General features: G+C 62.8%; 16 protein-coding genes. 3 read left to right on the top strand and 13 right to left on the bottom strand.

Translation table 11 applies throughout. The features are described 5' to 3' along the window. Positions 1–35: 35 nt before the first annotated feature. From AB3X89_RS06065 to AB3X89_RS06040, 6 genes are all read right to left on the bottom strand, one after another. Complete coding sequence (locus tag AB3X89_RS06065; RefSeq protein WP_368582333.1) at positions 36–1,364, bottom strand: Nramp family divalent metal transporter; 1,329 nt, start codon at positions 1,362–1,364, stop codon at positions 36–38. Between the two features lie 58 nt (positions 1,365–1,422). Further along, complete coding sequence (locus AB3X89_RS06060) at positions 1,423–2,601, bottom strand: acyl-CoA dehydrogenase family protein (protein WP_368582482.1); 1,179 nt, start codon at positions 2,599–2,601, stop codon at positions 1,423–1,425. 207 nt (positions 2,602–2,808) lie between these two features. Further along, positions 2,809–4,443 (bottom strand): efflux transporter outer membrane subunit, encoded by a 1,635-nt coding sequence (locus AB3X89_RS06055; protein ID WP_368582332.1) that lies wholly within the window; start codon positions 4,441–4,443, stop codon positions 2,809–2,811. A 13-nt stretch (positions 4,444–4,456) separates the two neighbouring features. Next, entirely contained in the window at positions 4,457–7,642 is a 3,186-nt protein-coding gene (locus AB3X89_RS06050) for an efflux RND transporter permease subunit (RefSeq protein ID WP_368582331.1), read from the bottom strand. A gap of 43 nt (positions 7,643–7,685) precedes the next feature. Further along, a complete protein-coding gene (locus tag AB3X89_RS06045) occupies positions 7,686–8,912 on the bottom strand; it encodes an efflux RND transporter periplasmic adaptor subunit (protein WP_368582330.1) in 1,227 nt (408 codons plus the stop codon). Between the two features lie 34 nt (positions 8,913–8,946). Then, complete coding sequence (locus tag AB3X89_RS06040; protein ID WP_368582329.1) at positions 8,947–9,813, bottom strand: alpha/beta hydrolase; 867 nt, start codon at positions 9,811–9,813, stop codon at positions 8,947–8,949. A gap of 173 nt (positions 9,814–9,986) precedes the next feature. Between AB3X89_RS06040 and AB3X89_RS06035 the strand changes: the two genes are divergently transcribed. Further along, entirely contained in the window at positions 9,987–10,991 is a 1,005-nt protein-coding gene (locus tag AB3X89_RS06035; protein WP_368582328.1) for a LysR family transcriptional regulator, read from the top strand. Positions 10,992–11,201: 210 nt separating this feature from the next. Next, the gene (locus AB3X89_RS06030) at positions 11,202–11,504 is read left to right on the top strand and encodes a DUF4148 domain-containing protein (RefSeq protein WP_368582327.1); all 303 of its coding nucleotides are present in this window, start codon (positions 11,202–11,204) and stop codon (positions 11,502–11,504) included. Positions 11,505–11,775: 271 nt separating this feature from the next. Here the strand turns inward: AB3X89_RS06030 and AB3X89_RS06025 are convergent, their stop codons facing one another. The 6 genes from AB3X89_RS06025 to AB3X89_RS06000 all read right to left on the bottom strand — a co-directional run bounded on the left by AB3X89_RS06025 (position 11,776) and on the right by AB3X89_RS06000 (position 24,334). Beyond that, a complete protein-coding gene (locus tag AB3X89_RS06025) occupies positions 11,776–12,441 on the bottom strand; it encodes a DUF799 domain-containing protein (RefSeq protein WP_368582326.1) in 666 nt (221 codons plus the stop codon). A 10-nt stretch (positions 12,442–12,451) separates the two neighbouring features. Next, the gene (locus AB3X89_RS06020) at positions 12,452–12,820 is read right to left on the bottom strand and encodes a DUF4810 domain-containing protein (protein WP_368582325.1); all 369 of its coding nucleotides are present in this window, start codon (positions 12,818–12,820) and stop codon (positions 12,452–12,454) included. A gap of 71 nt (positions 12,821–12,891) precedes the next feature. Next, the gene (locus AB3X89_RS06015) at positions 12,892–13,572 is read right to left on the bottom strand and encodes a CsgG/HfaB family protein (RefSeq protein WP_368582324.1); all 681 of its coding nucleotides are present in this window, start codon (positions 13,570–13,572) and stop codon (positions 12,892–12,894) included. A gap of 58 nt (positions 13,573–13,630) precedes the next feature. Next, on the bottom strand, positions 13,631–15,388 hold the full coding sequence (locus AB3X89_RS06010) for a ShlB/FhaC/HecB family hemolysin secretion/activation protein (protein WP_368582323.1): 1,758 nt from the start codon (positions 15,386–15,388) through the stop codon (positions 13,631–13,633). Between the two features lie 88 nt (positions 15,389–15,476). Continuing rightward, the gene (locus AB3X89_RS06005) at positions 15,477–15,923 is read right to left on the bottom strand and encodes a hypothetical protein (RefSeq protein WP_176379325.1); all 447 of its coding nucleotides are present in this window, start codon (positions 15,921–15,923) and stop codon (positions 15,477–15,479) included. 233 nt (positions 15,924–16,156) lie between these two features. Further along, positions 16,157–24,334: a hemagglutinin repeat-containing protein gene (locus AB3X89_RS06000; protein WP_368582322.1), complete on the bottom strand. Its 8,178-nt coding sequence runs from the start codon at positions 24,332–24,334 to the stop codon at positions 16,157–16,159. A 340-nt stretch (positions 24,335–24,674) separates the two neighbouring features. Between AB3X89_RS06000 and AB3X89_RS05995 the strand changes: the two genes are divergently transcribed. Continuing rightward, positions 24,675–25,655 carry an aldo/keto reductase gene (locus AB3X89_RS05995; protein ID WP_152851549.1) on the top strand — a complete coding sequence of 327 codons (981 nt, stop codon included), beginning with the start codon at positions 24,675–24,677 and terminating at the stop codon, positions 25,653–25,655. A gap of 87 nt (positions 25,656–25,742) precedes the next feature. On the opposite strand, the gene AB3X89_RS05990 is transcribed toward AB3X89_RS05995, so the two are convergent. Next, complete coding sequence (locus tag AB3X89_RS05990; RefSeq protein WP_368582321.1) at positions 25,743–26,648, bottom strand: cation diffusion facilitator family transporter; 906 nt, start codon at positions 26,646–26,648, stop codon at positions 25,743–25,745. Positions 26,649–26,757 lie beyond the last annotated feature (109 nt).

Below are 26,757 nucleotides of genomic sequence, written 5' to 3'. Positions count from 1 at the left end.
CCGGCGTTCCAAATGAGTCTTCGCCGCCGGTCAGCTCAACCGGTCAGCCCCACCGTCTGGACGACGAGCCACAGATTCGCGGCACTGATCACAACAAATAGCGTCCACACGAGCAGGCGCGTCGGCAGCGTGTTGGCGAATTCGCCCATCAGCGAACGGTCACTCGTCATGCGAATCAACGGATAAAGTGCGAACGGCAGTTGCAGGCTCAGCACGACCTGACTCGCGACGAGCAGTTGACCGACCGCGCCATTGCCGAGCATTCGCACGCCGATCAGCGCCGGAATCAGCGCGAGCGCTCGCGTGATGAAGCGCCGCTGCCAGCACGGAATCTTCATCTTCAGGAAGCCTTCCATGATGACCTGCCCCGCCACGGTGCCGGTGAACGTCGAGCTTTGCCCCGACGCGAGCAGCGTGATCGCGAACAGGACCGCGGCGAAGCCGGTGCCGACGATCGGCGCTAGCAGCCGGTAGGCGTCCTCGATCTGCGTGACCTGGTTGTGGCCCGTCGCATGAAACGCGGCGGCCGCGAGAATCAGGATCGCCATGTTGATCAGCGCCGCGAGCACGAGCGATGCGATCGTGTCGATACGCGACATGCCGATCGCCCAGCGGATGCTGGCCGAATCGCGCTTCACCGCGCGCGTCTGTACGATCGACGAGTGCAGATACAGGTTGTGCGGCATCACCGTCGCGCCGAGAATGCCGATCGCGAGATACATCGGCTCGCGCGAATTCAACGCTTGCCACGACGGAATCAGCCCTTGAGCGACCGACGGCCAATGCGGCCTGACGAGCGCAAGCTCGATGATGTAGCCGACGCCGATCGTCGCGATCAGGCCGAGCATGATCGCTTCGAGATCGCGAAAATTCTTGCCCTTCAGGCCGAGCACGATCAGCGTGTCGAACGCGGTGAGCAACACGCCGGTAGTCAGCGAGCAGTTGAACAGCAGATGAAACGCAAGCGCGCCGCCGAGCACTTCGGCGAGATCGCAGGCGATGATCGACAGCTCCGCGAGCAGCCACTGCGCACGCGCGACGCCCGGCGAATAGCGCGTGCTCGACAGTTGCGCGAGGTCGCGCCCGGTCGCGATGCCGAGCCGCATGCTCAGGCATTGCAGCGCCATCGCCGCGAGGCTCGACAGCAGCACGACGAATAGCAGACTGTAGCCGAAGCGCGAACCGGCTTCGATCGCGGTGGCCCAGTTGCCCGGGTCCATATAGCCGATCGATATCAGCAGGCCGGGCCCCGCGAATTGCAGAATCTTCTTCCAGAACGGCGCGCCCGCGGAGACGGCGACCGAGCCCTGGACCTCGGACGGACAGAACGGCGCTGTGGCGGTTGTAGGTAGTTTGAACAGCAAGCCGGAAATCTCTCGAGAGGAATCGACGCGACGCCTCGGGCGGGCGTCGCAAACGGCCTCAAGTGTACAGAGAAACCTCCGGCGATGTCCCGCTCAGCGCGTAGCGGCCGACGTCGCGCACGCGGTAGTCGAGCGGATCGTGCAGCGTGTGCACGCGCGCGTTGCGCCAGAAACGATCGAGCGCGAGCGGCGCATGAGTCGCGCGTGCGCCGCAGGCGTCGAAAAGCTTTTCGCCGATGTCGAGCGCCGCCCGATGCGCGACGATCTTCGCTTCCGATGTTGCGAGCGCGACCCGCGCACGGCTCTCGGCATCGAGCTTTGCGCGTTGCTGCCACGCTTCGTCGAGCGCGTTCGCGGCGCGCGCGGCCAGCGCCGCGGCGCTGACCGTCTGGATATGCATTTCGCCGAAGCGCTGGATCAGGTAGGGGTCGTCGGTCGCTTTGGCGACGCCGGACGCGATCCACGGCCGGCCATGTTCGTGCACGTACGCTCGCGCTTCTTCGAGCGCGCCCTGCGCGATCCCGACGAACAGATTGGTCAGCACCTGTTGCGAGATCAGCGTGCGCAGGCTCGCGTGCGGCGTGTCGGGTCGTTCGAGCACCTCTTGCGGCTCGACCCTGACCCGCGCGAACGACACGCTGCCGCTGTCGGTCTGCCGCTGGCCGATCGGGTCCCAGTCGTCGTGAACGGTGATGCCTTCGCGCGTGGTCGGCACCGCCGCGAATACGGGTTTGCCGGTCGATGGATCGTGCGCGGACACGGTCATCATCTGCGAGCCGCGCGTACCGGAACAGAAGCCTTTCTCGCCGTCGAGCAGGTAGCCGCCATCGTGCGTCGATGTAGCAACGAGACGCGCATCCAGTGGATTCACCGCATTGCCCCACCACCAGCGATGCTCGACGGTGCCGCGCAGATATTTCTCGCGCTGCCGTGAATTGCCCCACAGGTCGATGCTGACCACCTGCAGACAGGTGAAGCCGACCAGATGCGCGAGCGCGCTATCGACGCGCGCAAGCTCACGCACCACGTCGTAGATCGCGGACCAGCGCGCGCCCGCGCCGCCGAATTCGCGCGGCACGGCGAGCGTTAGCAGGCCCGCGTCGGCGATCCACTGCTTCTGCTGCGCAGCGTGACCGCCTTCGCGATCGCGCTGCGCGGCGCTCGCGCGCAACGCGGCGAGCAGTGTGGTGAGGTCGCGCGCGCAATCCTGATGCTGCTGCTCGCGAAACTGCTCGATGCCGTCATGCACGAAAGTCACTGGCTTGCCCTAGGTTCGTCGTTGGCTGGATCGGACGATGATAGGGAGCCGCGCGCACGTGGTCTACGAAGCGATTTGCACAAGGAAAGCGCGAAAAACGATTTGCATGAAAAACGCCGGGCGGCGCTTGCGCGCGGCCCGGCGTGATTGATGAGCTTGATGAAGCGCTTGCTACAGGTTAGTAATTCAGCGCTTCGCCACTTGCTGTGGCGCCGAAACGGCTGCAGCTTCAGCCGCGGAACCGGAGGCACCGACCGGCACCGGCACCGCCCCCACCGCCGTACTCCCCGCCGTCACATCGCCCCAACCGCCACCGAGCGCGCGAATCAGATTCACGGTTGCAACAGCCTGCGTGCCCGCCAGATGGCTCGCCTGCAATTGCGACTGCAGCACCTGCCGCTCACCATCGATCACGTCGAGATAGCTGACAGCGCCCTCCGTGTACTGCGTGCGCGACAGATGCGCGGCGCGCTGCGACGCATCGACCGCGTCGTTCTGCTCGCGCATCTGATCGTCGAGCAAACGCAGATCGGCGAGATTGTCTTCGACTTCACGGAACGCCACGAGCACCTGCTGGCGATATTGAGCGACGTCCTCGTCGTACTTCGAACGTGCCTGAGCGAGATTGGCCTTGCGACGGCCGCCGTCGAAGATCGGCATCGTCAGCGCGGTACCTACGGCCGGACCGAGGATGAACGCGCGGCTCGACCACATGAACAGATCGCCGAGCGTCGCCGATTCAAAGCCGAACGCGCCAGTGATGTCGAGCTTCGGGAAGAACGCCGACTTCGCGAGCCCGACGCGCGCATTAGCCGCCTGCATCGCGCGTTCGGCTGCCGCGATGTCAGGCCTGCGTTCGAGCAGCGCCGACGGCAAACCGGCCGGCACGCGCACCGTCACCAGCGCGAGCGGTTGTTCCGCGAACGTGAAATCCGCGGGCGGCTTGCCGAGCAGAATCGCGAGGCTATGCTCGGAGGCCGCCCGCTGCCGCGCGACGCCGACCGCATCGGCACGCGCGCTGGCGAGCTCGTTACGCGAACGCGACAGATCCAGCTCGCTGATATCGCCTTCCTTGAAGCGCCGCTGGACGAGCTTCAGCGTCTCCTCGCGCAACGCGACGGTGCGGCGGTACAGCTCCTGGTCCGTGTCGAGCTCGCGCAACTGGAAGTAGTTCTGCGCGACGTCGGCCTGCAACGACAGCTGCACCGAACGGAACAGCGCTTCGCTCTGCTGCTCGTCCGAACGCGCCGCGTTCACGTTCGAGCTGACGCGCCCGAACAGATCCGCTTCATACGATGCGCCGACCTGCGCGCGCCAGATCGTGCCGGTCGTGCCGCCCGCACTGTCCGGCTGGAATTGCGATGCCGCCGACGCGCGTTCGCGCGTCGGGCCGAAGCCCGCGTCGAGCTTCGGGAACCAGTCGGACTTCGCGGCCTGCGTGACCGCGCGTGCCTGCTGCACGCGCGCGGCCGCGGCCTTCAGGTCCTGGTTCGCCGCGGCAGCTTGTTCTTCGAGCGCGTCGAGTTGCGGGTCGCCGAACACCTTCCACCATTCGCCGCGCAGCGCATTGTCGGCGGGTTCGGCCGGCTTCCACGTGCCGTTGTTTTGTGCCGCCCCGGCCGAACCAGGCGCCGCGCCCGACGCCGCCGCAGCCGACGTCTTCACCGCGGGCGCTTCCTTGAACGCCGCCGGCGTATCGACGTCGGGACGCTTGTACGTCGGCTCGACCGAGCAAGCGGCCAGCAGCGCAATCAGCAAACCGCTCGCGGCCGCGCGGCCCCATCCGCGCAAGGATGCAAAGCGAGATTCAAAGCGTTTCATTGTTGTTTTCTCCTCAGGCGTCCGTAACGGGCGCGCCATAGCGCGGCGCATCCTTCTGCGCGACGTGTATCGTCCCGCCCGCGAGCGAACGCAGCACCACATAGAACACCGGCGTCAGCATCAGGCCGAACAGCGTGACGCCGAGCATGCCGAAGAACACCGCGACGCCCATCGCGTGACGCATCTCCGAGCCCGCGCCGCTCGACAGCACCAGCGGCACCACGCCCATGATGAAAGCGATCGACGTCATCAGAATCGGCCGCAGACGCAGACGGCTCGCTTCGATCGCGGCCTGCAGCGGACTGCGTCCATCGTGTTCGAGCTCACGCGCGAACTCGACGATCAGAATCGCGTTCTTCGCCGACAAGCCCACCAGCACCATCAAACCGATCTGCGTGAAGATGTTGTTGTCGCCGCCGGTGAGCCACACGCCGGTCAGCGCGGACAGCACGCTCATCGGCACGATCAGGATCACCGCGAGCGGCAGCGTCAGGCTTTCGTACAACGCCGCGAGCACGAGGAACACGAGCAGCACGCTGATCGGGAACACCCACAGGCCCGCGTTGCCGGCGAGGATCTGCTGATACGTGAGGTCGGTCCATTCGAGCTTCACGCCGCGCGGCAGCACTTCGGCGGCCACGCGCTCGGCCGCGGCCTGCGCCTGTCCCGACGAGAAGCCGGGCGCCGGGCCGCCGTTGATGTCGGCCGCCGTGTAGCCGTTGTAGCGCACCACCATCTCCGGCCCGTAGGTCGGCGTCACCGTGACGAGCGACGACAACGGCACCATCTCGCCCGCCGCGTTGCGCGTCTTCAGTTGCAGGATGTCGTCGGCGCGTTGACGGAACGGCGCATCCGCCTGCACACGCACCTGATACACGCGGCCGAAACGGTTGAAGTCGTTCACGTACAGCGAGCCCAGGTAAATCTGCATCGTGTCGAACACGTCCGTGACCGGCACGCCGAGCTGCTTCGCCTTCACGCGATCGAGATCGACGTTCAGTTGCGGCACGTTGATCTGATAGCTGGAGAAGGTCGGCCCAAGTTCGGGCGTTTGCGCCGCGCGCTTCACGAATGCTTCGGCAGCTTTGTTCAGTTCGGCGTAGCCGACCGCGCCGTGATCCTCGAGCTGCATCTTGAAGCCACCGAGCGTGCCGAGCCCGAGCACCGGCGGCGGCGGAAACACCGCGACGAACGAGTCCTTGATCGCGCCGTACTGCTGGTTCAATGCACCGGCAATCGCGCCCGCCGACAGCTTCTTGTCGCCGCGATCCTTGAACGGCTTCAGCGTGACGAACACGATGCCCGCGCTCGAACTATTCGTGAAGCCATTCACCGACAGACCCGGGAACGCCACCGCGCTTTCGACGCCCTGCTGCTTCAGCGCGATCGAACTCATATCGCGGATCACCTTCTCCGTGCGATCGAGCGACGCACCGTTCGGCAACTGCGCGAATGCGATCAGATACTCCTTGTCCTGCGCGGGCACGAAGCCGCCCGGCACGATCCGCGCCATCAATACGGTTGCACCGACGAGGATCGCGTACACCGCGAGCATCGCGCCCTTGCGACGCAGCACACCGGTCACGCCGCGGCCATAGGCTTCCGAACCACGATGAAAGACCTTGTTGAAACGCTTGAAGAAGCCGCCGAGCACACGGTTCATCACACGTGTCAGCCAGTCCTCCTTCTCGCCGTGGCTGCGCAACAGCAGCGCGGACAACGCCGGCGACAGCGTCAGCGAATTGAACGCCGAGATCACCGTCGAGATCGCGATGGTCATCGCGAACTGCTTGTAGAACTGGCCCGTGAGACCCGTCATGAACGCGAGCGGCACGAACACGGCGACGAGCGTCAGCGCAATCGCGATGATCGGCCCGCTCACTTCGCGCATCGCCTTGTAGGTCGCATCGCGCGCACTGAGCCCGCTTTCGATGTTGCGCTCGACGTTCTCCACCACGACGATCGCATCGTCGACGACGATACCGATCGCGAGCACCATGCCGAACAACGACAACGCGTTGATCGAGAAACCGAACGCGAGCAGCAGCGAGAACGTGCCGACGATCGACACCGGCACCGCGATCAACGGGATGATCGACGCGCGCCACGTCTGCAGGAACACGATCACGACGATCACGACCAGCGCGATCGCTTCGAGCAGCGTGTGGATCACCGCCTCGATACTCGAACGCACGAACTGCGTCGGGTCGTAGACAATCCGGTATTCGACGCCGGCCGGCATGTCTACCGCGAGCTCCTTCATCGCCGCGCGCACCTGCTCCGAAATCGCGAGCGAGTTCGCGCCCGGCGCCTGATTGATCGCGAGCGCAACCGCGGGCTTGTTGTCGAGCAACGAACGCAGGCCGTATTCCGAAGCCGCGAGCTCAATCCGCGCGATATCACGCAGATAGGTCACGCCGCCATCGGGCGCGGTCTTCACGATGATGTCGCCGAATTCGCTCTCGGTCTTCAAACGGCCGCGCGCATTCACCGACAACTGCAGTTGCGTGCCGGGCACCGACGGCGATGCACCGATCACACCGGCCGCCACCTGGATGTTCTGCTCGCGAATCGAGTTGACGACTTCAGTTGCGGTGAGACCGCGTTGCGCGACTTTCTGCGGATCGAGCCAGATACGCATCGCGTAATCGCCCGAGCCCCACAACTGCACTTCGCCGACGCCCTGGATCCGCGCGAGCCGATCCTTCACGTTCAGCAGCGCGTAATTGCGCAGATACGTCATGTCGTAGCGATCGTTCGGCGAGATCAGGTGCACGACCATCGTCAGCGTCGGCGAACTCTTGATCGTCGTCACGCCGAGCCGCTGCACGTCTTCCGGCAGACGCGGCAGCGCCTGATTGACGCGGTTCTGCACGAGCTGCGTCGCGAGGTCGGGATTGGTGCCGAGCTTGAAGGTGACCGTCAGCGTCAGATTGCCGTCGCTATTCGCCTGCGACTGCATGTACAGCATGTTCTCGACACCATTGATCTGCTCTTCGAGCGGAGCTGCGACCGCCTCCGCGATGACCTTCGGATTCGCGCCCGGATACTGCGCGTGCACCACCACCGAAGGCGGCACGACTTCCGGGTACTCGGAGATGGGCAGCTTGAACAGCGAGATGATGCCCCCAAGCAGGATCAATACCGATAGCACGCCTGCAAAGATCGGGCGATCGATGAAGAATTTGGATATGTTCATTGGAAGCTCTTAACTTTGGAACATGCGCGTTGGAACACGCGGCTCACGAATTGCCCTTCGCGCCGGTGTCCGCCGCCGCCTTGCCGTGCGATTGTGCGAGCGCTGCGCTGTTCGGGTCGTCGTCGGTCGTCATCGGCACCATGTGCGCGCGCACCGCATCGCCGGGGCGCACACGCTGAACGCCGTTGACGACGATGCGGTCGCCCGCCTTCAAACCGTCCTTGACGACGCGCAGATTGCCCTGCATCGAACCGGTCGTGATCTCGCGATAAACCACGTGGTTGCCTTGATCGACGACCAGCACGAACTTCTTGTCCTGGTCGGTGCCGACCGCGGCATCGTCGATCAACAGTGCCGGATGCGGGGCGCTGCCGCCCACCTTGACGCGCGCGTAGAGGCCCGGAATCAGCGCGCCGTCCGCGTTGTCGAACTTCGCGCGCACGCGGATCGTGCCCGACGACGTATCGAGGCGGTTGTCGACCGACTCGATCGTGCCGCTGCGCGAGTAGCCGGATTCATCGGCGAGACCGAGTTCGACCGGCACCTTGCCGCCGTCCTTCGCGCGGCTCAGGTATTGCAGATAGGTCTGCTCGTCCGCGTCGAACGATGCGTAGATCGGCGACACCGACACGAGCGTGGTCAGCGGCGCCGAGGTGGCGCCGGCCGACACGACGTTGCCGACCGTGATCTCCGCGCGCGACACGCGGCCCGATACCGGCGCGACGATCTTCGTGTAGCCGAGATTGATGCGCGCGGTTTCGAGCGCGGCTTGCGCGGCCTTCAGGTTCGCGCTCGCCTCGCGCGCGGCGTTCTGCTTCTCGTCGTAGTCGCGCTTGGCGATCGCGTTGTCGACGATCAGCCGTTGCGCGCGTTCCCAGTCGCTTTGCGTGTAGCCGGTGCGCGCCTGCGCGGCCGCGAGCTGCGCTTCCGCGCGATCGACTTCGGCCGCGTACGGACGGGGATCGATGACGAACAGCGTGTCACCCTGCTTCACCAGCGCGCCGTCCTTGAAGTTCACCGACACGATCGTGCCTGGCACCTGCGAACGCACGTCCACTTTCTGAACGGCTTCGAGACGGCCCGAATACGACTGCCAGTCGGTGATGGTCTTCTGCACGACGGTCGCCACGTCGACTTCCGGCACGATGGTCGGCGCGGCCGGCGAACTGGCATCCACACGGATCGCGCCGAATGTGCCCAGCCCGGCAAGAACGACGACCACTAGCGCGGCAAGCGCCACGCGGCGGCGGGAAAGAGGAAGGATAGTCATGTGTAGCTCCCGGTATCGTTGATTGAATTTCTGTTTATCGATGAGCGCGCGCATCGAAGCGCCACTGGAAAAAGCGCACCGCTTCCTGCAAAGCGGGCGGATGATCGGCGAGCGCCGCGTGCGACACGCTCGGGAAGCGCACCACCTGGGTCTGCACGCCCGCGTCGATCAGATTGCTTGCATACTTTTCGGCCTCGACATGCAGCACGTCGTTCTGCGCGGTCGCGATCAGCGTGGCTGGCAACCCGGCGAGCCGCGACGATTCGAGCGGCGCCGCATACGGATGCATGCGCTGCGACGCTTGCGGCAGATACGCGCGATAACACGCGGCGCACTCGCGCGCGGTGATGTCCGAACCGAGCCGCTTCTCGTCGCCAAGCCGCGTCAGGCTCGGGTCGAGCATCGGACCGAACAGCGCCTGCGCGCTGATCTGCACGTCGCCACGATCGCGTGCAATGAACGCCAGACAATTGGCGAGTTGGCCGCCCGCGTCATGGCCCGCCACACCGATCTTTCTGCTATTGCCACCAAACGCTCGCGCCCGCGTCTGCACCCATAGCGCCGCGCGATGCGCATCTTCCGGCGCGGCTGGAAACGGAAACCGCGGCGCGAGCGAATAGCCGACCGACACCACCAGCGCCGGTAAGCGTTCTGCGAAATACCGCGCGGCGAAGTCCGCGCATTCGATCGAACCTTTCGTAAAGCCGCCGCCGTGAAAATAAAGCAATACCGGCAATGCGGTTTTTTTCGTCAGCCGATACAGGCGCAACGTAATGGGCTGAGCGTACCCGTCGATACCCACGTCGGTGACTTCAAGCGTTGCGTCATTGGCCTCAGCGTCAGTGTCTTCGGCGGAAACGCCGATGGAAACGGACGGGTACGGCGATTTGAATGCATCCATGTCGAGCCGCGCAAATGCGCATAGAACTTCAATGGTGCGAATTGTGGGTTCAGCAGACTCGCAAATAAATGCCTATAATCCGGCAACACAATTCGGTGCCTTTGAACAATCCCATTGCGATTGTTTTTGCGGACCATTCCCGCCTGCGCACCCGCCCCTACTGGAGGTTTGCAATGGACCGGCTTCAGGCCATGCAAGTGTTCACACGTGTCGTCGACACCAACAGCTTTACCCGCGCAGCGGAGACGCTCGACCTGCCGCGCGCATCGGTTACTACGATTATTCAGAATCTCGAAGCGTTTCTCGGCACGCGGCTGATGCACCGGACCACCCGCCGTCTGTCGCTCACGCCCGATGGCGCCGCGTACTACGAGCGCTGCGTGCGCATCCTCGCTGACGTCGAAGAGACCGAGGCGAGTTTCCAGAGCGGCAACAAGAAGCCGCACGGCAAGCTGCGCATCGACATGCCGGGCTCGATTGGCCGTCTGCTCGTGATTCCGGCGCTGTGCGAATTCCACACGCGCTATCCGGACATCGATCTGCAACTGGGCCTGACCGACCGGCCCGTCGATCTGCTGCAGGAAGGCGTGGATTGCGTGGTACGCGTCGGCGCGCTGCAGGATTCGTCACTGGTCGCACGCCGCATCGGTTTGTTCGAGGGCGTGACCTGCGCGTCACCCGAGTACATCAAACGCGCGGGCATGCCCGCTTCGCTCGAGGATCTCGAGAATCACAAAGCCGTCAACTACTTCTCCAGCCGCACGGGACGCACACTCGATTGGGCGTTCCTCGTGAACGGCAACGAGGTGGAAGTGAAAATGAAGGGGATCGTGTCGGTCAACGACGCCGACGCTTACGTGACCTGCGGACTCGAAGGCTTCGGTCTGATTCAGCCCGCGCTCTTTATGGTGCTGCCGCATCTGCGCTCGGGCCAGCTCGTCGAAGTACTGCCGGAACTGAAACCTTTGCCGATGCCGATTTCGGCAGTCTATCCGCACAGTCGTCATCTGTCGCCGAAAGTCCGCGTTTTCGTAGACTGGATTGCGGAGCTGTTCGATCGGTGCCCGTTGCTGAGCGGACGCGGCAGTCTCGACGCCACCTGCACGAAGCGCACGTTCGAGCAGCGCGAGTCCGCGCCGGCCCTCGACACGCCGGTGATGTCCGAATGGGTCGCCTGAAGTACGCTAATTGAAACAGTGAATTCCAGCCGCGGCGCCAATGCCGCGGCAACCGTGCAATCGCACGGCTCCTGCAAGGCTCGCTCGCGATTGTTCCTGAATCGCGACAATTCATTTCGCAAAACCGCGATTTATCCGCGACGCGTCAACGTCTACATTTCACCCTGTCGCAGCGCCATCACGCTGCCAATGAATCGACAGGAGTGAATCATGAAACGCAATCTGTTGGCAGGCCTCGCCCTTTCGCTGCTCGTCAGCGTTCCGGCATTTGCGGAAGGCGGCAGTATCGGCCGTGCAGGAACCTATGACACGCAACCGGCGCCGAGCGCGAGCGCGAAAACCCGCGCCGAGGTCAAGGCCGAACTGGTCGCCGCGTATCGCGACGGCTCGCTGCCCTCGCTGAATCGCACCTCGTATCCGAACAAAGGCCTGATCGGCCAGACACAGGCCGCGCGCATCGCGTTGCAGGAAGGGACGAACGGCGAAGTGACGCGGGTCGCGAAGGGCCAGTAACGAGTTAGCAGAAGTTGATTCGGAAACCGGCGCGCCTGCCGCACGAGAAGCGCGCGCCTCTTCATCAAGGAGCACATCATGACACCATCGGAACTCGATAACTGGGATACCGATACGCCCGTGTGGACGCCGTATCGGCCGGTACAGCGTTAAGTGTTGGCTTTCTGTCGTTCTCGGCACTCGCCGTTATGCGCCCGCGAAGTGGCTTCGCGGGCGCATTTGCATTGAAGCGATCGAAAGCGCAAGCCGTTTTTTGCTGACCTAGGAGCGTTCAATCGGTGCCGTATTTGGGTGAACGTGGCCCGTACAGCAGTCCGTTCGGCGGCCCGGCATGCAGAAGCCGATAGCTCGTCACGCCAGCGATATCGTGGCCCTTGTCCGTCAGCGAATCCGCAATCTGCTTGACTGCAGCCGTGACGAGCATGCCGATCAGGCCACCTCCAGCATAGTTGTTGCCCTCGTTGCTGTTGGCGCTGGCACTACCCTGCCATAGCACGTCACCGCTCTTGAGATCGACCAGCCGGGCGGATGCCGTGACGACTGTCGCACTGTCGACGACGTGGTACACGGTACCGTACTGCGTGATCTTCGAATACAGGGCCGCGTCGGCACCGAAGATTTCGCGCAGCTTCGCAGGCGAGATCGCTTCGATCTCCGCCGCCATGGTCAGGCCGTTCTGCCTGAACGTTTCATCCATCACCGCCACCGGTATCACGTAGTAGCCAGATTCGGCGAGCGGCATCGTCATCTGCGAGAGCATGCTGTTGGTCGCCTGTACGTCCGCCGTTTCGTTGGTCGGGGGCAGCAACAGGATCGAGTGCGGCCGGCTGTTTTCGAACGCCGTGTAGTCGGCGTGCTTCACAGGTTGCGCGCACGCGGCCAGCAGTGCGACCGTCGACAGCGCAAACCAGAGTCTGAAGGTAAGTATCTTGGACATGGTGGCTCGCTCAGGGCTGTTTCGGCTTCTTCATCAGGAAGTCCATGTAGGTCGAGGATTCCGGAAACAGCTGCTTCTCGGACGCGAACTCCTGCATGGCCTGGGTGTCGTTGCCGACACTCGCGTACAACATGCCCAGTTGTGCATGAAATCCGGGCGGCGGCGTATGCCCCTTGCCGCGGATGTCATGAAGGGACTTTTCGAGCGCCTCGATCTGCTCCTGCGGTGCCTTTTCTCCCTTCAGATAGTCGTACACGGCCGGCTGGTAGCCGGTCCATTGATAAAGCGGCTGGGGACTGTTCGCCGCGCATCCGGAGAGAAGCATGGCTGCCGTCGTTACTGGCAAATAGATTCCCCGCATCATGCGGTTATGTTTCATCGTGAATCGCGTCATCAAGTTGATTGCTGGTGCGGTTGAACGTGGATCGAACGCAATAGACCAGCACGCACTTACTGTGCGGCCTTGAGCGTCCCTGCATCGACCTGCTCGACCAGGTGATTGACGGCCTCCTGGATCGCCAGATCGAGCACCTTGCCGTTCAGTGTGGAGTCGTAGCTGGCCGTGCCGCCGAAACCGATGACTTCACGGTTCGAAAGACTGAATTCACCCGCGCCCTGGCTCGACGCGACGACTTCGGATGTCGTCGTATCGACGACGTTCAGGCTGACCTTTGCATAGGCCACCTGACTCTTGCCGCGGCCGAGGATGCCGAACAGCTGCCGGTCGCCAACTTCTTTGCGACCGAACTCGGTGACATCGCCCGTGACGACGAAGCGCGCACCCTTGATCGACTGGGCCTTTTTGAGGAAGCCCGCTTCCTGGCGGATTTCGTCGAGGTTGTCGCGATCGAGCACATTGAAGCGGCCGCTCTGCTGGAGAGACGTGATCAAGATGGTCTTGGCCTGACCACCGAGACGGTCAACCCCGTCCGAGAAGATGCCGCGCATATAGCTCGAGCGGTTGTCGAACTTGCCGACTGAAATGCCGATGGCTTGGCCCACCGCTGGCTTCTGCGCGCTGGCGACGGGCGGCACCGGTAGTGAGCGCGACGACTCGGTTGCACATCCGCCCAGCGCCACCACGACGGCAACAGCCACGGTTCCCAGCGCATATGTTTTGGATAACTTCATTTTGCTTTTCCTTTTTGTTGAAATGCCGAAAACCCGGATAGCGTCGGCGGGGCGAATATCAGAATTGCGCGGTCACCTGGAAACCCAGGGTGACCCGCGAAGTTGAAAAGCCCGATGGTTTATAGATCGGCGTACCCGCGAAGAGGTCATAGGCGAGCGCACCTAACTTTGCCGATGCGCTGCCGCGCACACCGATCACCGCACTCGCCAGTTGTGTACCGACGAGAAATGCGGCGTTCGGCCCGAACACGTGGCCGTAGTCGATACCTGCGTACACAGATTGACCCGTCGAGCCGATTGGTACCTGAAGCTCATTGCGCCAGAAGAAACCGCGCTCGGCGGCCAGCATCGTTTCGCCGTCGAAGCCGCGCACCGTGTAGCGGCTGCCAATGGTCAGGTCATCGATATAGTTGAGCGTGTTGTTGGTGAACTGGCCGTGAACGCTTGTCACGTAGCGTAGCGGCTGGTTCGCGATCTGGAACGGCGCCGACAGGTTCGCGTCGAGCACAGCCATGCGGAAGCGGTAAGTCGGACCATTCTCGTAGAAGTCTGGTGTCGCCCCAAGTCCGCCCACACCCTGACGGTACGCGAGACTGCCGTCGAACTGCGACGCGCCGAAGTAATGACGGTCAGTTAGCGCCGCCTCGATGAAGGTGTTGTTGCGATGCTGCTGCGGAATATCGGTATCTTCGATGAAGCTCTCGCCAAAGCGCTTCGTCAGCCGGAACTGCACACCAAGCACGTTGTTCTGGCTGCGCATGAGGACACGCGCCAGTTTGAAATCGACCGTCTGCGAATTGCCGCTCGACACGAAAGTCGTGTTGACGCCCGCGATCTGCTGATAGTACGTGTTCGTATAGGCGGACAGCGTGCCGGTCCAGTAACCCCACGGAACGGAATAGAAGCCGTTCCATCCGTGCGAGCCGAGACCTTTGTCGCCAAATTCGAGGTCCTGACTCACGCCGACGTTGAAAATGTCATTCAGCCCGAGCGGGTTGTCGATACCCAGGCTCAGGTTGCCCTGCAGCTTGCCGGTGGCCCGCGTGCCCGAGTTGTCCACCGAAGCGACCACCGTCCACGGCTTGGTCCGATTTACCGTCACGACAACATCGCTTTCGCCAGGTACCTCCGTGGGTTCGATTTTCATGTCCACGTCCTGGCTGCTGACGCGCTTCATCTGTTCAAGTCCCTGCTCGAGGTCGCGCAGGTTCAGCAGGTTGCCATCTCGCGTCGGGAATGCCGACTTCCATGTGCCGCGCGTGGCAGGATCGGCAAAGCGAACCTGCCCGATCACACCCGGCACCAGTGCGAACTTCAGCGTCCCGGTTGAAAGATGCTGTTCGGGCAGCAAGACGCGCGTGGTGATGTAGCCACGGCTCAGGATGGCCTGTTGCAGTCCCTTGGTGAGCGTGTCGAGTCCCGCCTTGCCGACGCATTGCCCCCGGTAATGGTCGAGCCATTCGCGGGCGAACGCAAAGCGGTCAAGCGGCAATGCGGATGCGCCTTGCGAGCGCACTGCATCAGACAGCGTTGCAGGAACGTCTAGCACCAACACATCGATGTGGAAGCACGGCGTTTCAGCTGGCAGTTCAGGCCAGCCCGAGGCGCGCTCAGCTGTCGAACGCACTGAAGGCGCATTGACAGTGGCGTTGCGTTCCTGTGCATTGCGTTGCTGCTCGACCTGCTGGTTCTGCTCGGCGTTCGCGCGTGCCGCTGCTGCTTTGTCCGCTGGTGTGGGCATCGGCGTCTGCTGCGCGTGGGCGAGCGTTATCACGGCTGTGAGCGGCAATGCCGCCAGCCTTTTGCGGATTTTCATGCGGTTTTTTTGGATAGGCGACTGAGCTGCCAGTCAGGCGATACTCTATTGTTAAAAAGCGCCCTCTGATGTTTGGACGCAAGCAATATCAAGTTGAGGTGTCGCCTCCACCGTCGCTGAGATGCTTAAACTCCCAAAATAAGACGACGGAACAGCAAGCCAAAGTTAGAAAATAAATAGGAAATAGTTCCTGCAATCCATCTGGATTGCCCGCGAGCACCGCCAAACCTACAGCCACCCCAATATAAATCACCGATAGCACTGCGCACACAACGAAGAAGCGCTTCCATAGTTGCCCACTATCGAGTCTTGGCTTTCCAGAAATTGCTTGTTTCTCGTTATACGTTTCGAAAACAAACAGAGCAACAAACGTTATGGCGACAAGTATCGCCTTTACGAGCGCTGCATTCCAGCTCTCTCCCCGAAGTCGGGCCATTGCCACCAAAACAACCGCTATATGAAGAAAGAACAGCCCTCTCCGGCGGGTCCGTGGCACTGCGCGCCTAAATGCTTCCAGCATCGAACTCTTATCCATTCCTTATCCTTCATCTTGTCGCTGAGACCCCAGCCTCTTCAGCTTGAAGATGTCTCGGATCAACTTGAACGAGATCGCAATAAACAAGGTTACATAAAGAGGCATCCCAGCCAAAGCCGGCCTCCATCCTGCCCCCTGCACAATAGAGACCCCTAAAAAAGCCGCTACAATTCCCGCCAAGGATAGATACGCTTTTATGTACAATCGCAATAGCTTTCGCCATTCATTTTTCATCATTTCGATAACCTATTTTGAATGGCCGTCTGAATAGGACCTGCTGCGCCTTGAATTGCTTGATTCAAAACGCTGCCCAGTGGAGCAGGTAGGGCTGCTTTCGCCCCAGAACCCAGAGCCGAAGAAATTGTAGCTCCTGCTGCAGCGGCATCTGGGTTATTTCCTGTCATTCCGGCAACCCCAAAAGCGCCAACACCGCTCACTGCAGCGTTATAGCCATTCGCACCAATTTTTCCGAACCTTCCTAATCCAGCAATGGCAGCGCCACCTATCGCAAGTGGGGTACTCAGACCACCCACCATTCCAGCTAAATACGAGTTGGTGATGTTTGGTGCGTCGCTACCCGGCACATTCTTAAAGTTATAGTAACTTCCCGCGTAGTCAAATCCCCCCGCAAGAAGCGCCGCAGTTACCGCTTCCGGCCCAAGCGCAATGACCACAGCAGCGGGCACACCGTAAAGCGCACCTGTCTTCATATTGGCGGATGCCGTATCTGCATTGGCACCTTGCGCTTGAATCGCCGCATTCAGCGTTGCGTCACTGCACTGCGCTCCCGCTCCGCACGCCTGCGATACCAGGTCCTTTTTCTGATGGTTCATCTGGTTGTACAACTCGACCGCCGATCCAGTAGCCGCGCCCGCCGTACCGCCCACCAGCGCGCCACCTACACCCGCCGTCACATTCGCAGCGAGGTTGCCCAGCAGATCCGATCCAGTTTCAGATGCTACCCCCTTCGAAATGCCTTCCAGTTGGGGCGCAAATTTCGACGACAGGCCCGCCCCGGCAGCACCACCGATAGCCCCGAACGTGCTGCCGCCGCCGAGGCCACCAATCAGCGCGCCGCCGGCCGCGTGTAACAGCGCGCGATTGTCGCCACCCTCGGCCCATGCTGCGGCTGCGGCTGCGTCACCCGCGTCCTTTGCCGCTTGCTCTTTCGCTTCAGCATATGCGCCAATACCCAGCGCGACTACCAGGCCTGCCGCCTGCGCCGCCGCCATCGTGTCCGCCTGCTGGTTCAGGATGTCGTTCACGTCCGGCGTTTTCGAGACCGTCCCGTTGGTATCCGTCGTGTCGCGGCTGAGGCTCGCCACATCCTGCGTCTGCTTCGCGCCGTCCGTGATATTGATCGCACCCGCGCTCACAGCACTGCGCGTGGTGGCGCTTTCGTCGCCATTCTCGTTCTGCGAGATCATCGGCGTAACGCCGGGTGCGCCACTAACAGAACCCGGACCCGTCGCCTTGCCGGTGTTGCCTACGCCCACGCCCGCGCTGATACCGTTGCTCGACGCGCTGTAGTGCGACTGGTTCTCGATATCGCTGAACGTCAGCGTGCCCGTCGTCAGACTGTTCTTCGACGCATCGGCGTCGCTCGCAATCACCGCACCCTTCAGGTCCGTGTTGCCGTTGACGTTGATGTTGAAACCGCCATCACCCGCCTGGATACCCGCCTGCTCATTCACCTGGGCATAGCTCGAATCCCCGTGGCCATTCTGTGCGCTGAAACTCGCGCTGCCGCCGCCCTGGCTGACGCTGAAGCCGCCGCTGACACTGCTCTGATGCGCGGTGCTCACGGTCGTATCCTGCACGCTTTCAACGTTCAGGTTGCCGCCAACGTTGGCCGTGACCGCACCACCGCTCACATTCGAGCCGATGATGTTTGTATCGCCGCCGCTCACGATCGTGACGCTGTTCGCCCCGCTCACGTGCGAATTGTTCTGCATCGTTGCGTCGCTGTTCGCGTCGCCATGCGCATTTGACATCGACGCCGACACGCCGAAGCCCTGCGTGCCGTAGGACACGCCGACGCTCGCGCTGCTCGACTTGTTCGTGCTGGCGGTGATATCGGTATCGGTCGAATTGAGCAGATTGACCTGATTCCTGGCGGCCAGCACCACGTCATTCGCGCTCACGTTCGAACCGGCAATCGTGATGTTGCCCGAGCCCGCGGTTCCGTCACCCGTTGCAACAAACGTGGTCGTGCCACCTGCCTGGACTGTCGAGCCGGCATGCGTCGTCTGGTCCTCGTTGAACGTATTCCTGCTCTGACTGGAACCGAAACTCAGTTGCGCGCCGATGCTCGGCGCATTCGGACCCTTGGCGCCATCGGCCAGCGCCTTGGCCCCTGACACGGCCATGCCAGCGTTACCGCCCGCCGCGATGGCATGCAGCGCCGTTGCGCGCCCGTCGCTGTTGCCGCTCGCAAGGCTCTGCCCCTGCTGGACAGCGCTGTTGATCGCATCGCCCACGCTGCCGGACAGGCCCAGCGTGAAGCCGCTCTGCTTCATCTCCTGCGTTTCGTCGTGGTGTGACGTATTCGTCGCCGCGTCGATGATGACGTTGGCCGCCATGCCCGTGACGTCCTGGGCGGCCAGCACGGCACTGCCCGTGACATGCAGGTCGTTGCCCGCCGCCATCGTCACGCTGCCGTTCGTGCTGCCGACCAGACTGCCGTTGTTGGTGACGGTGCTGTCGTGCGTGGTGTCCTTCTGCTCGCGCGTGCCGTAGTTGATGCTCGCGCCGCCGCCACTCATCGCGCCGAAGCCCGAAGCCTGCTCCTCGTGAAGCGTGCTGCGCTCGCTCGTATCCTGGGTGGTCGTGATATTGAGGTCGTGGCCCGCCGCGAGCGTCATGTCGTTCGTTGACGCAACGGTGGACCCGTTGATGTTCAGGTCGTGCGCCGCACTGGCCGCCACGGTATCGCCCGATACGGTCGAACCGACCGATAGCACCGTATGCGAGGTGGACGTGTCGGTGATCTTGTTGCTCGACAGCGCATTCGAATGGTTCGTCTGCGACCAGTGATCCGCATCGTGAGTTTCCGTCACCGCGCCGACCGTGATATCGCCAGTCGATTGCAGGATGACACCGCCACCGGTCGCGCCGTTGACACCGCCCGTGCTCACCGATGAGCCGAAAACCGAGAGGTTGCCCGTTCCGCCCTGGCCCGCCGCCAGCGCAACGGTGCCGCCCGCGTTGATGCTGCTGCCCTGGGCGGTTTCGTCGTAGGTCGAATCCTTGTGGTGCGCGAGTTTGCCGCCCATCGACTGGCCGGTATACGTGGCGGTGTCCTTCGCCGCAGTCACCGTCAGGTCGCCACCCGCCACCATCGTCGCATCGCCGCCCGCCTGAACGTGCGCACCGGTCAGCGTCGTATTGTTGCCCGAGACGGTGGTGAGGTTACCGCCGGTCGTGATCGTGCTGCCAACGCTGGTTGTGGTGGTGCTGTGGTAGCCATTCAGGCCGTCAGTGGTTCCCGCATCCTGGGTGGCCGTAAGCGTCGTGGTGCCCACGTTGATATCGCGACCCGCCGCGATGGTCGCATCACCCCCGGTCTGGATCGCTGCGCCGCTCATGGTCACGTCCCGGCCCGCCATGACGGTCGCACTGTCCGATGCCGAAATCGTGCCCACCGACTGGACCGCCATGCCGGTTGCGCTCGAAGTGAAGCCGGCGTTGCCACCCGTTACCGCGGCCTGGGCGGTTGTGCTCTGGTTGACGATATCGCGGCCTGCGCTGACTACCGTATCGACGCCGCCAATGCGACCGCCGATGTTCGTCACATCCTGCACGGCGGCGACCGTCGTCGCGCCGCCGCTTCCGATCACGCCCCGGTTCACGATGTTGTTGCCGATGACCGTGGTCGCCACGTCACCTGCGACGTGGGCGCTGTTCGTCACATCGCCGGTCGCGTTCAGGTTCACGCGGTTACCGGCCACCAGCGCACCGCTGCCCTGAAGATCAACGGTGCTGGACTTCGCGAGATAAACCTGGGGTACCAGTACCGTCTGCTGCGAGCCGTCCGGCAGTGTGACGGTCTGGCTCACCAGCCACACCATGTCGGTGGTCAGCTGCGCCATCTGGGCAGCGGTCAGCCCGACGCCCACCGTGAGGTCAAACGCCTTCGCATACGACACGCCATTGTTCAGCAGCGCCGTGTATTCGTCCAGGTTGCTGGTGTAAGACCCGAGGAACGTGCGCCCGGTCAGTTGCGTGACCTGTTCCATCACCAGTTGCTGCTCATACATGCCGTCACCGAGACGCTTCTCGATCACCTGCGGATTCAGGCCGAGCTGGGCGAGCATGTAGTCGCTTGAAATGAACTTCGAATAGCTCGTCAGGCGCGGATCGGTGACGACGAGATAGGGCGCGCCGGGTGCGCTCTGAAACGTGTACAGCGCGCTGGCCGGAAGCTTCAGACCCGCACCGAGCGTCTGCGGGCGGTTACCCGAGGCGCTGGCACTACCCAGTTGGGTGCCGGTTGCGTCACCGCCGGACACGCCTGCGCCGGTAACAGTCTGCCCGACGCGATCCACCGAGCCGATGGTAATGTCCTGTGCGTCGGTCTGGACGGTCTGGTTGGCCGTCGCGATTGCAGGCAGCGAGGCAACCGTGGTGGACGGCAGCGGCACCGCGTCATCTTTGATATCAGTCTTCGTGTCGTTGCTGTCGCTGATTTTTGCGTGCCAGTAGTAGGTCGAGACATCTGTTTGCGTGCCGGTCTGCTGCAACAGGATGCCCGTATCGTTTACCGAGCCGCCCGTCGCGCGGCGCACGAGGTCCCCGCCTGCGGCCATCGTGGACGAGTCGTTGTTGATCGTGCCGCCGTCCGCGTTGACGCGGATCGAACCCTGCGCCTGGATCGTCGCCGCCGTGCCGGGGTTCAGAAGCTGGTCGGTCACGGTGGTGATGGTGGAGGTGCGGCTCAGTTCAACGTAATCGTGGCTGTCGTCGCCAATCGACGTATTGATCCTGACCTGGTCCGGTGCGATGTTCTTCGCCGGATCGAAGTCCGGATAGAAAGCGATCGTGACCGTACCGTCGCTGTTCTGCGTCAGACTCTGGTAATACTGCACCGCGTTATTGGTAATGGTGCGGGTCTGCGGGTCCGCGACACAGTAGGTGGTCGGGCACACCCTGTAGGTATCCGTCAGTGGCGTAGTGAGCGAGAACGTCTGGCTGGTAGCGTCGATGCTGGTCACCTGCGAAGCAGGCAACGTCACGACCAGTGGCTTGGCCAGCTTGCCGATGACCTGCCCACCGATGGCCCCTGTGCCGCTGAAAATCCACTGCTCATAGATCGCGCTGTGGTAGCTGGCGACCTCGTCAACCGGCATGCCCATCGTCCACAGCGTCAGCGTTGGCCCCTCGGTCGTGACAGGCGTCCCGGCTTCAGTCTGAACGCCCGTGCGCTGGTTCGTGAGCGTGTGCGCGGCCACGTCGATATCGCCCGCCGCCTGGATGCTGGCCGCGCTGTTCGTGATGATGCCGGTCTGGTTCGCGAGCAGACCCGTGGAGTCGCGCGCATTGTCGCGCGCCAGTTCCAGGTTCCCGCCGCTGTAGATCAGGGCGCCGTCCGCGTTCGTCAGCGAACTGCCCGCGTAGACTCCAAGGAACGATGCCCCCGCGATAACCGCCTGCGCGCCCTCATTGGTCACGTCGGTGGCGTTGACGATGACGCTGTTCCCAATCACCGCGCCCGTGTTGTTCAGGCTCGCGCTGTTTGTCGTGACCGCATCGCCCTCGATCGTGCCTGCGTTCGCGATGTCGCCGGTGGCATTGACGGTGGTCGCCGCCGAATTCATGTCCGCGCCGGCCGCATTAACGACATTGGCCGCGCTCACCGTCAGCGCGTTGCCTGCTTCCAGTGCAGCGGTGTTCGTGAACGTGCCGCCAACACCGAGTGCCAGGTTGTTGTCCGCATGCAGGGAGGTTGCGGCATTGCTCGCGAAGTCGCCTTCGAGGGCCAGCGTGAGGTCACGGCCCGCCGTCATCCCGCCGTCGCCCGCGAGCGTACCGCTCATGCCGATGTCGCGATTGGCGCGCACCGCGCCGCCTGCGTTCGACATGGACGCCACCCGCAGCGACACGTCCTGCGCGCTCTCGATGGCGCCGCCATCATTGATGAGCGTCGCGGCGGGCTGGTTCAGGTTCAGCGCCGTGCCGCCATAGAGCGTGCCAGCCGTGTTATCGACCGTATCCGTGATGGCAAGCGTGGCGGCGCCGCCCGCCACCAGCTGCCCGCCTGAGCGGTTCACGAGGTTCTGCGCGTTAGCCTGTACATCGCCGTTACCGCCCAGCCCGCCCGCGGTGTTCGTGATCGTGCCGGCAGCGCTGAGAGTGGTCTGTCCGGTTCCCGCGTTCGTGATCGAGCCGGACGTGTTGTCAATGTCCGAACCCGCAACGGCGAGCGTCCCGGCCGCGCCGTTCGCGGCAATCACACCGCCCGCGTTGATGATCCTGCCGCACGCGTCGAGCGTCAGGTCTGCACCGCTCTGTGCCGAGCCGCCCGAGTTGTCGAAATCGCCCTGGGTGGAAACCGTGAGGCCCGCGTCGCCGTAAATCTGCCCGGCGTCGCGGTTGACGATGCCGCTGGCGGCGGCGATGCTCGCGGCCTGCTGCGCGGCGAGCCTGCCACCCGTATTGTCGAGCGAGGCCGCTGCGGTCTGCAGCGCGCCGTTCGTCGCAATCTGGCCGCCAACGTTGGAGAGTGCGCCTGCCGAACTCACGGCCAGCGTGCCTGTACCCGCGTGCGCAACCTTGCCGCTGTCGTTCGTGATCGACTGCGCGCTCACCGTGAGGTGCTGCGCGTTGGAGGCAATCGTGCCGCCCGTGTTATCCAGCGCGCCGCCCACGGTGATTGTCTGGTCAGTGGCACCCGTCTGCTGGATCGTGCCGTCACGGTTGATGAGCGCACCCGTGCTCGATACGCGCAACTGGTCGCCGTCGATCAGGCCCGAGGTGTTGTCGATGGATGCCCCGGACACCGCGATATCCGTCGCAGAGAGTTGCCCCTGCACGTTGGAGAGCGCACCCGTCGCCGTGGCATTGAGCGAACCGCCGGTCGTCACCGTTGCGCCTGATGTGTTCAGGTCGCCGCCCGTTGCCGTCAACGCAATGTCGTCGTTTGCTAGCGTGCTGCTACCGGCGAGATTGAGTGACGCCCCCTGAAGCGATGCGCGGCCACCCGCGAGGTTCTGGCCGGTCGCGGACAGGATACCGGATGCGCTCAGGTTCAGATCGCCGCTTTGACCGGCAATCCCGTCGGCGTTGATCCCGGCACCCAGCGTGCCGGTCGAGGTGAGGTTGCCCGCACTGAGGCTCAGGTTCTGCTGCGCGTAGGTCGAGCCGCTGTTCTGCACATCGCCCGCCGCTGACACCGCAAGATTGCCGCTCGCGGTTGTCTTGCCGGTGAGAACCAGCTTGCCCTGCGTCGTGAGCGTCAGGTCACCCGCCTGGGCGGCGATCGCGCCCGCATTGGACACCCCGACACCGTATTCATTGCTGGCCAGCACGATACGTTGCGCGTACATTCCGCCAAGCTGACTCACGTCGATCGACACACCTGGCGCGGCACCATCGCCTGCAATCGGGGTAGCGGCGAGCGTATCGTGATTGACCTGATTCGCGCCCGTAACGACGTTCAGGTTGTTCGCGTAAATGGCAGCGTTGGCCTGCACCGCGCGCGCGATGAGGTCCACCCGGTCGATATCCGGGTTATTGAGACCCGCGCCTTCGACTGTAATGAGGCCGCCAGTCACGTTTAAGCCGCTCAGGTTGCCGCCCGCATCGAGTATCGGTGTACCGGTGGTGAGAACGCCGCGCGTGGTATTGATGAAGCCGCCGCCGTCAACTATGATGCCCGATCCGTTTGAGATGACGACCTCGGCCTTGCTCCCGGCCACCTCAAGAAAGCCGCGCAGCTGACTGGGCGAATTGCTGTTGACCTGGTTGAGAATGATCCGCGCGGACTGGCCTGGCGAAAGATTCGCGTTACCGTTCACCTGGCCTGCGAGTTGTGTGTTCGTGATAGACGGCGAGTTATTGAGAATGGCGCCGTTTTTCTGTACGTCGAACTGTCCGTATGTATTGACGGATACACCAGCGGAAGACGGACGGTTGATGTCTACCTGTGGCAGACCATTCTGCGTCTGGATGACATTCGGCGCGTGCGCGCCCGATGGCACGATCTGCGCATCCGAGAGAGCGGGAGCGAATCCGGCGAGCACCAGCACCGCGAAGGCCGCGTGACGCATCGCGAACAGCGTGAGGGATGGCAGCGCGACCGCTGCGTCGGCCTCACCGGAACGGGCATTCCCATGTCCGCTTGCAGTCTCCGCAACGGCGACGAGCATACCCCGAAGCTTGCTGAACACAAGCCGATAACAACAGTTATTCATTGCCTATACCTGTGATCCCCGATGAAGCCCTGCGCAATGCAACGCCATCAAAAGGTTATCAAGGAGAGCAAATGAAGACTACGAGACAATTCTGAACTATTCTGAATTTGTCGATATTTAACGATCGCAGTTGTCTACCGCTTTTCCAGTGATTCCAACGCCTCATCAAATCCACGACTTTGTAGGCTTTTCTTGACTGCCGTTCACGGCACTCGCCATTTGCATTGAAGCGATTGAAAGCGGCCGCGGCCCGCGACGACGCGCTTGCCGTCGTTTCCCTATAATCGAAGGTCTTTCCCTCGCAGCGGGTTTGTGCGCTTCACCATAGGAGAGCAACACGATGGATTATGTGAAACTCGGCCGCACCGGCCTCGATGTATCGCGTCTCTGTCTCGGCTGTATGAGTTATGGCGTGCCCTCGCGCGGCACGCATACCTGGACGCTCGACGACGAAGCCGCGCGGCCATTCATCAAGCAGGCACTCGATCACGGCATCAACTTCTTCGATACCGCCAACGTCTACTCGGACGGCACCAGCGAGGAAATCGTCGGCCGTGCGCTGAAGGACTTTGCGAAACGCGATGAGATCGTGCTCGCCACCAAGGTCAATAGCCGCATGCATCCGGGTCCGAACGGCGCGGGGCTATCGCGCAAGGCGATCATGGCGGAGATCGATCACAGCCTGCGGCGGCTCGGTACCGACTATGTCGACCTGTATCAGATTCATCGCTGGGACTACGGCACGCCGATCGAAGAAACGATGGAAGCGCTGCACGACGTCGTGAAGGCTGGCAAGGCGCGCTATATCGGCGCTTCGTCGATGTACGCATGGCAGTTTGCCAAGGCGCTGCAGGTGGCCGAGCGCAATGGCTGGACCCGCTTCGTGACGATGCAGAACTACGTGAATCTGCTGTATCGCGAGGAGGAGCGCGAAATGCTGCCGCTGTGCGAGAGCGAAGGGATCGGCGTGATTCCGTGGAGCCCGCTTGCACGCGGACGCTTGACGCGTGACTGGGACACCGAAAGCGCGCGCTCGGAAACCGACGAGTTCGGCCGCACGCTGTACGCGCAGACGCAGGAAGCGGACCGGCGTATCGTCGAGCGGGTCAGCGAGATCGCGAAAGAGCGCGGCGTGCCGCGCGCGCAGGTTGCGCTAGCGTGGGTGCTGCAGAAGAAGCCGATTACCGCGCCGATCGTCGGTGCGACCAAGCTGCATCATCTCGACGATGCGGTCGCGGCGCTGTCGTTGAAGCTCAGCGGCGAAGAGATTCAGCGGCTCGAAGAACTGTATGTGCCGCATGCGGTGGCAGGGTTCAAATAAGCGCTTCGACGCATACAGGAGCCCAATTTGCACAGCCGGAACGGCCTGCGATCGCAGCGCAGGCCGTTTCGCCTCCTCTTCGTCAATTCAATTACGCGGCACATCCGGTTCGAAGAACACCCAGCGCACCTGAGGAAACGCGGCCTGCAAGTCGGCCTCGATAACATTGATCGCATCGACCATCGCGCGGCCGCTCGCATAGTCGATCATTTCCGCCTGCACCGCCACCACCACGTGACGTCCCCACTGCAGCGTGATCATATTGATGACGCTGCGAATCTCCGGACGCGCGCGCAGATGCGCGTCGATAGCGCTGCGCACTTCCGGGCTCGCCGACTCGCCGACGATCATCGACTTCACTTCACGCGCGACGAGCCACGCGATCGTCATCAGCAAGAGACCGACTCCGACCGAGCCGAGCGCGTCATACACGGGGTTGCCGGTCATCATCGTCAATAGCACCGCGACGAAGGCGATCGCGAGACCGAAGAGCGCGGCGATATCTTCGCCGGCCACGACCAGCAGATCCGATTCGCGCGTCTCGCGAAACCACTGCCACAGGTTTTTATCCGGATACGTCTTGCGAATCTCCTTGATCGCACCCCACAGCGATAGCGCTTCGAGCACCACCGACACACCGAGCACCGCCAACGCGACGAACGCATACTGCAACGGCTCGCGCGCAATCAGCCGATGCACGCCCTCATACACCGAAAACGCGCCGCCGACGAAAAACAGCAGCAACGCAACCAGCAGCGAATAGAAGTTGATTTCGCGGCCGCTGCCCATCGGATGCAAAGGGCTCACCGGCTTGCGCGCCTCGCGCAGCCCGAAAAGCAGCAGCAGTTGATTGCCGCAGTCGGCGGTGGAGTGAATCGCTTCGGCGAACATTGAGCCGGAACCGGTGAACGACGCCGCGGCGAACTTGCAGACGGCGATGCCGAGGTTGGCGGCGAGTGCGTAGAAAATGGCTTTCGGCGATTCTTCTTTCATCTGCGGGCGGACGTCGGTGAGTGGGCTCGGTATTGTTGGCGATTGCACGACCGAAGCGATCGGCAAGCACTCGGTATTATGGACGACAACGACACGCCAGGCCGCAGGA

It is taken from the genome of Paraburkholderia sp. BR14320, from assembly GCF_040948665.1.
GTDB lineage: Bacteria > Pseudomonadota > Gammaproteobacteria > Burkholderiales > Burkholderiaceae > Paraburkholderia > Paraburkholderia youngii.
The sequence above is the reverse complement of the archived record's forward strand: the minus strand, read 5'-3'. Positions and strand labels throughout refer to the sequence as shown.

What these genes read in the sequence shown, in the direction of transcription:
- AB3X89_RS06055 (WP_368582332.1), bottom strand. Translation starts at nt 4,443, where the DNA reads ATGAAACGCTTTGAATCTCGCTTTGCATCCTTGCGCGGATGGGGCCGC.
- AB3X89_RS06050 (WP_368582331.1), bottom strand. Translation starts at nt 7,642, where the DNA reads ATGAACATATCCAAATTCTTCATCGATCGCCCGATCTTTGCAGGCGTG.
- AB3X89_RS06045 (WP_368582330.1), bottom strand. Translation starts at nt 8,912, where the DNA reads ATGACTATCCTTCCTCTTTCCCGCCGCCGCGTGGCGCTTGCCGCGCTA.
- AB3X89_RS06040 (WP_368582329.1), bottom strand. Translation starts at nt 9,813, where the DNA reads ATGGATGCATTCAAATCGCCGTACCCGTCCGTTTCCATCGGCGTTTCC.
- AB3X89_RS06035 (WP_368582328.1), top strand. Translation starts at nt 9,987, where the DNA reads ATGGACCGGCTTCAGGCCATGCAAGTGTTCACACGTGTCGTCGACACC.
- AB3X89_RS06030 (WP_368582327.1), top strand. Translation starts at nt 11,202, where the DNA reads ATGAAACGCAATCTGTTGGCAGGCCTCGCCCTTTCGCTGCTCGTCAGC.
- AB3X89_RS06025 (WP_368582326.1), bottom strand. Translation starts at nt 12,441, where the DNA reads ATGTCCAAGATACTTACCTTCAGACTCTGGTTTGCGCTGTCGACGGTC.
- AB3X89_RS06020 (WP_368582325.1), bottom strand. Translation starts at nt 12,820, where the DNA reads ATGAAACATAACCGCATGATGCGGGGAATCTATTTGCCAGTAACGACG.
- AB3X89_RS06015 (WP_368582324.1), bottom strand. Translation starts at nt 13,572, where the DNA reads ATGAAGTTATCCAAAACATATGCGCTGGGAACCGTGGCTGTTGCCGTC.
- AB3X89_RS06010 (WP_368582323.1), bottom strand. Translation starts at nt 15,388, where the DNA reads ATGAAAATCCGCAAAAGGCTGGCGGCATTGCCGCTCACAGCCGTGATA.
- AB3X89_RS06005 (WP_176379325.1), bottom strand. Translation starts at nt 15,923, where the DNA reads ATGGATAAGAGTTCGATGCTGGAAGCATTTAGGCGCGCAGTGCCACGG.
- AB3X89_RS06000 (WP_368582322.1), bottom strand. Translation starts at nt 24,334, where the DNA reads ATGAATAACTGTTGTTATCGGCTTGTGTTCAGCAAGCTTCGGGGTATG.
- AB3X89_RS05995 (WP_152851549.1), top strand. Translation starts at nt 24,675, where the DNA reads ATGGATTATGTGAAACTCGGCCGCACCGGCCTCGATGTATCGCGTCTC.
- AB3X89_RS05990 (WP_368582321.1), bottom strand. Translation starts at nt 26,648, where the DNA reads ATGAAAGAAGAATCGCCGAAAGCCATTTTCTACGCACTCGCCGCCAAC.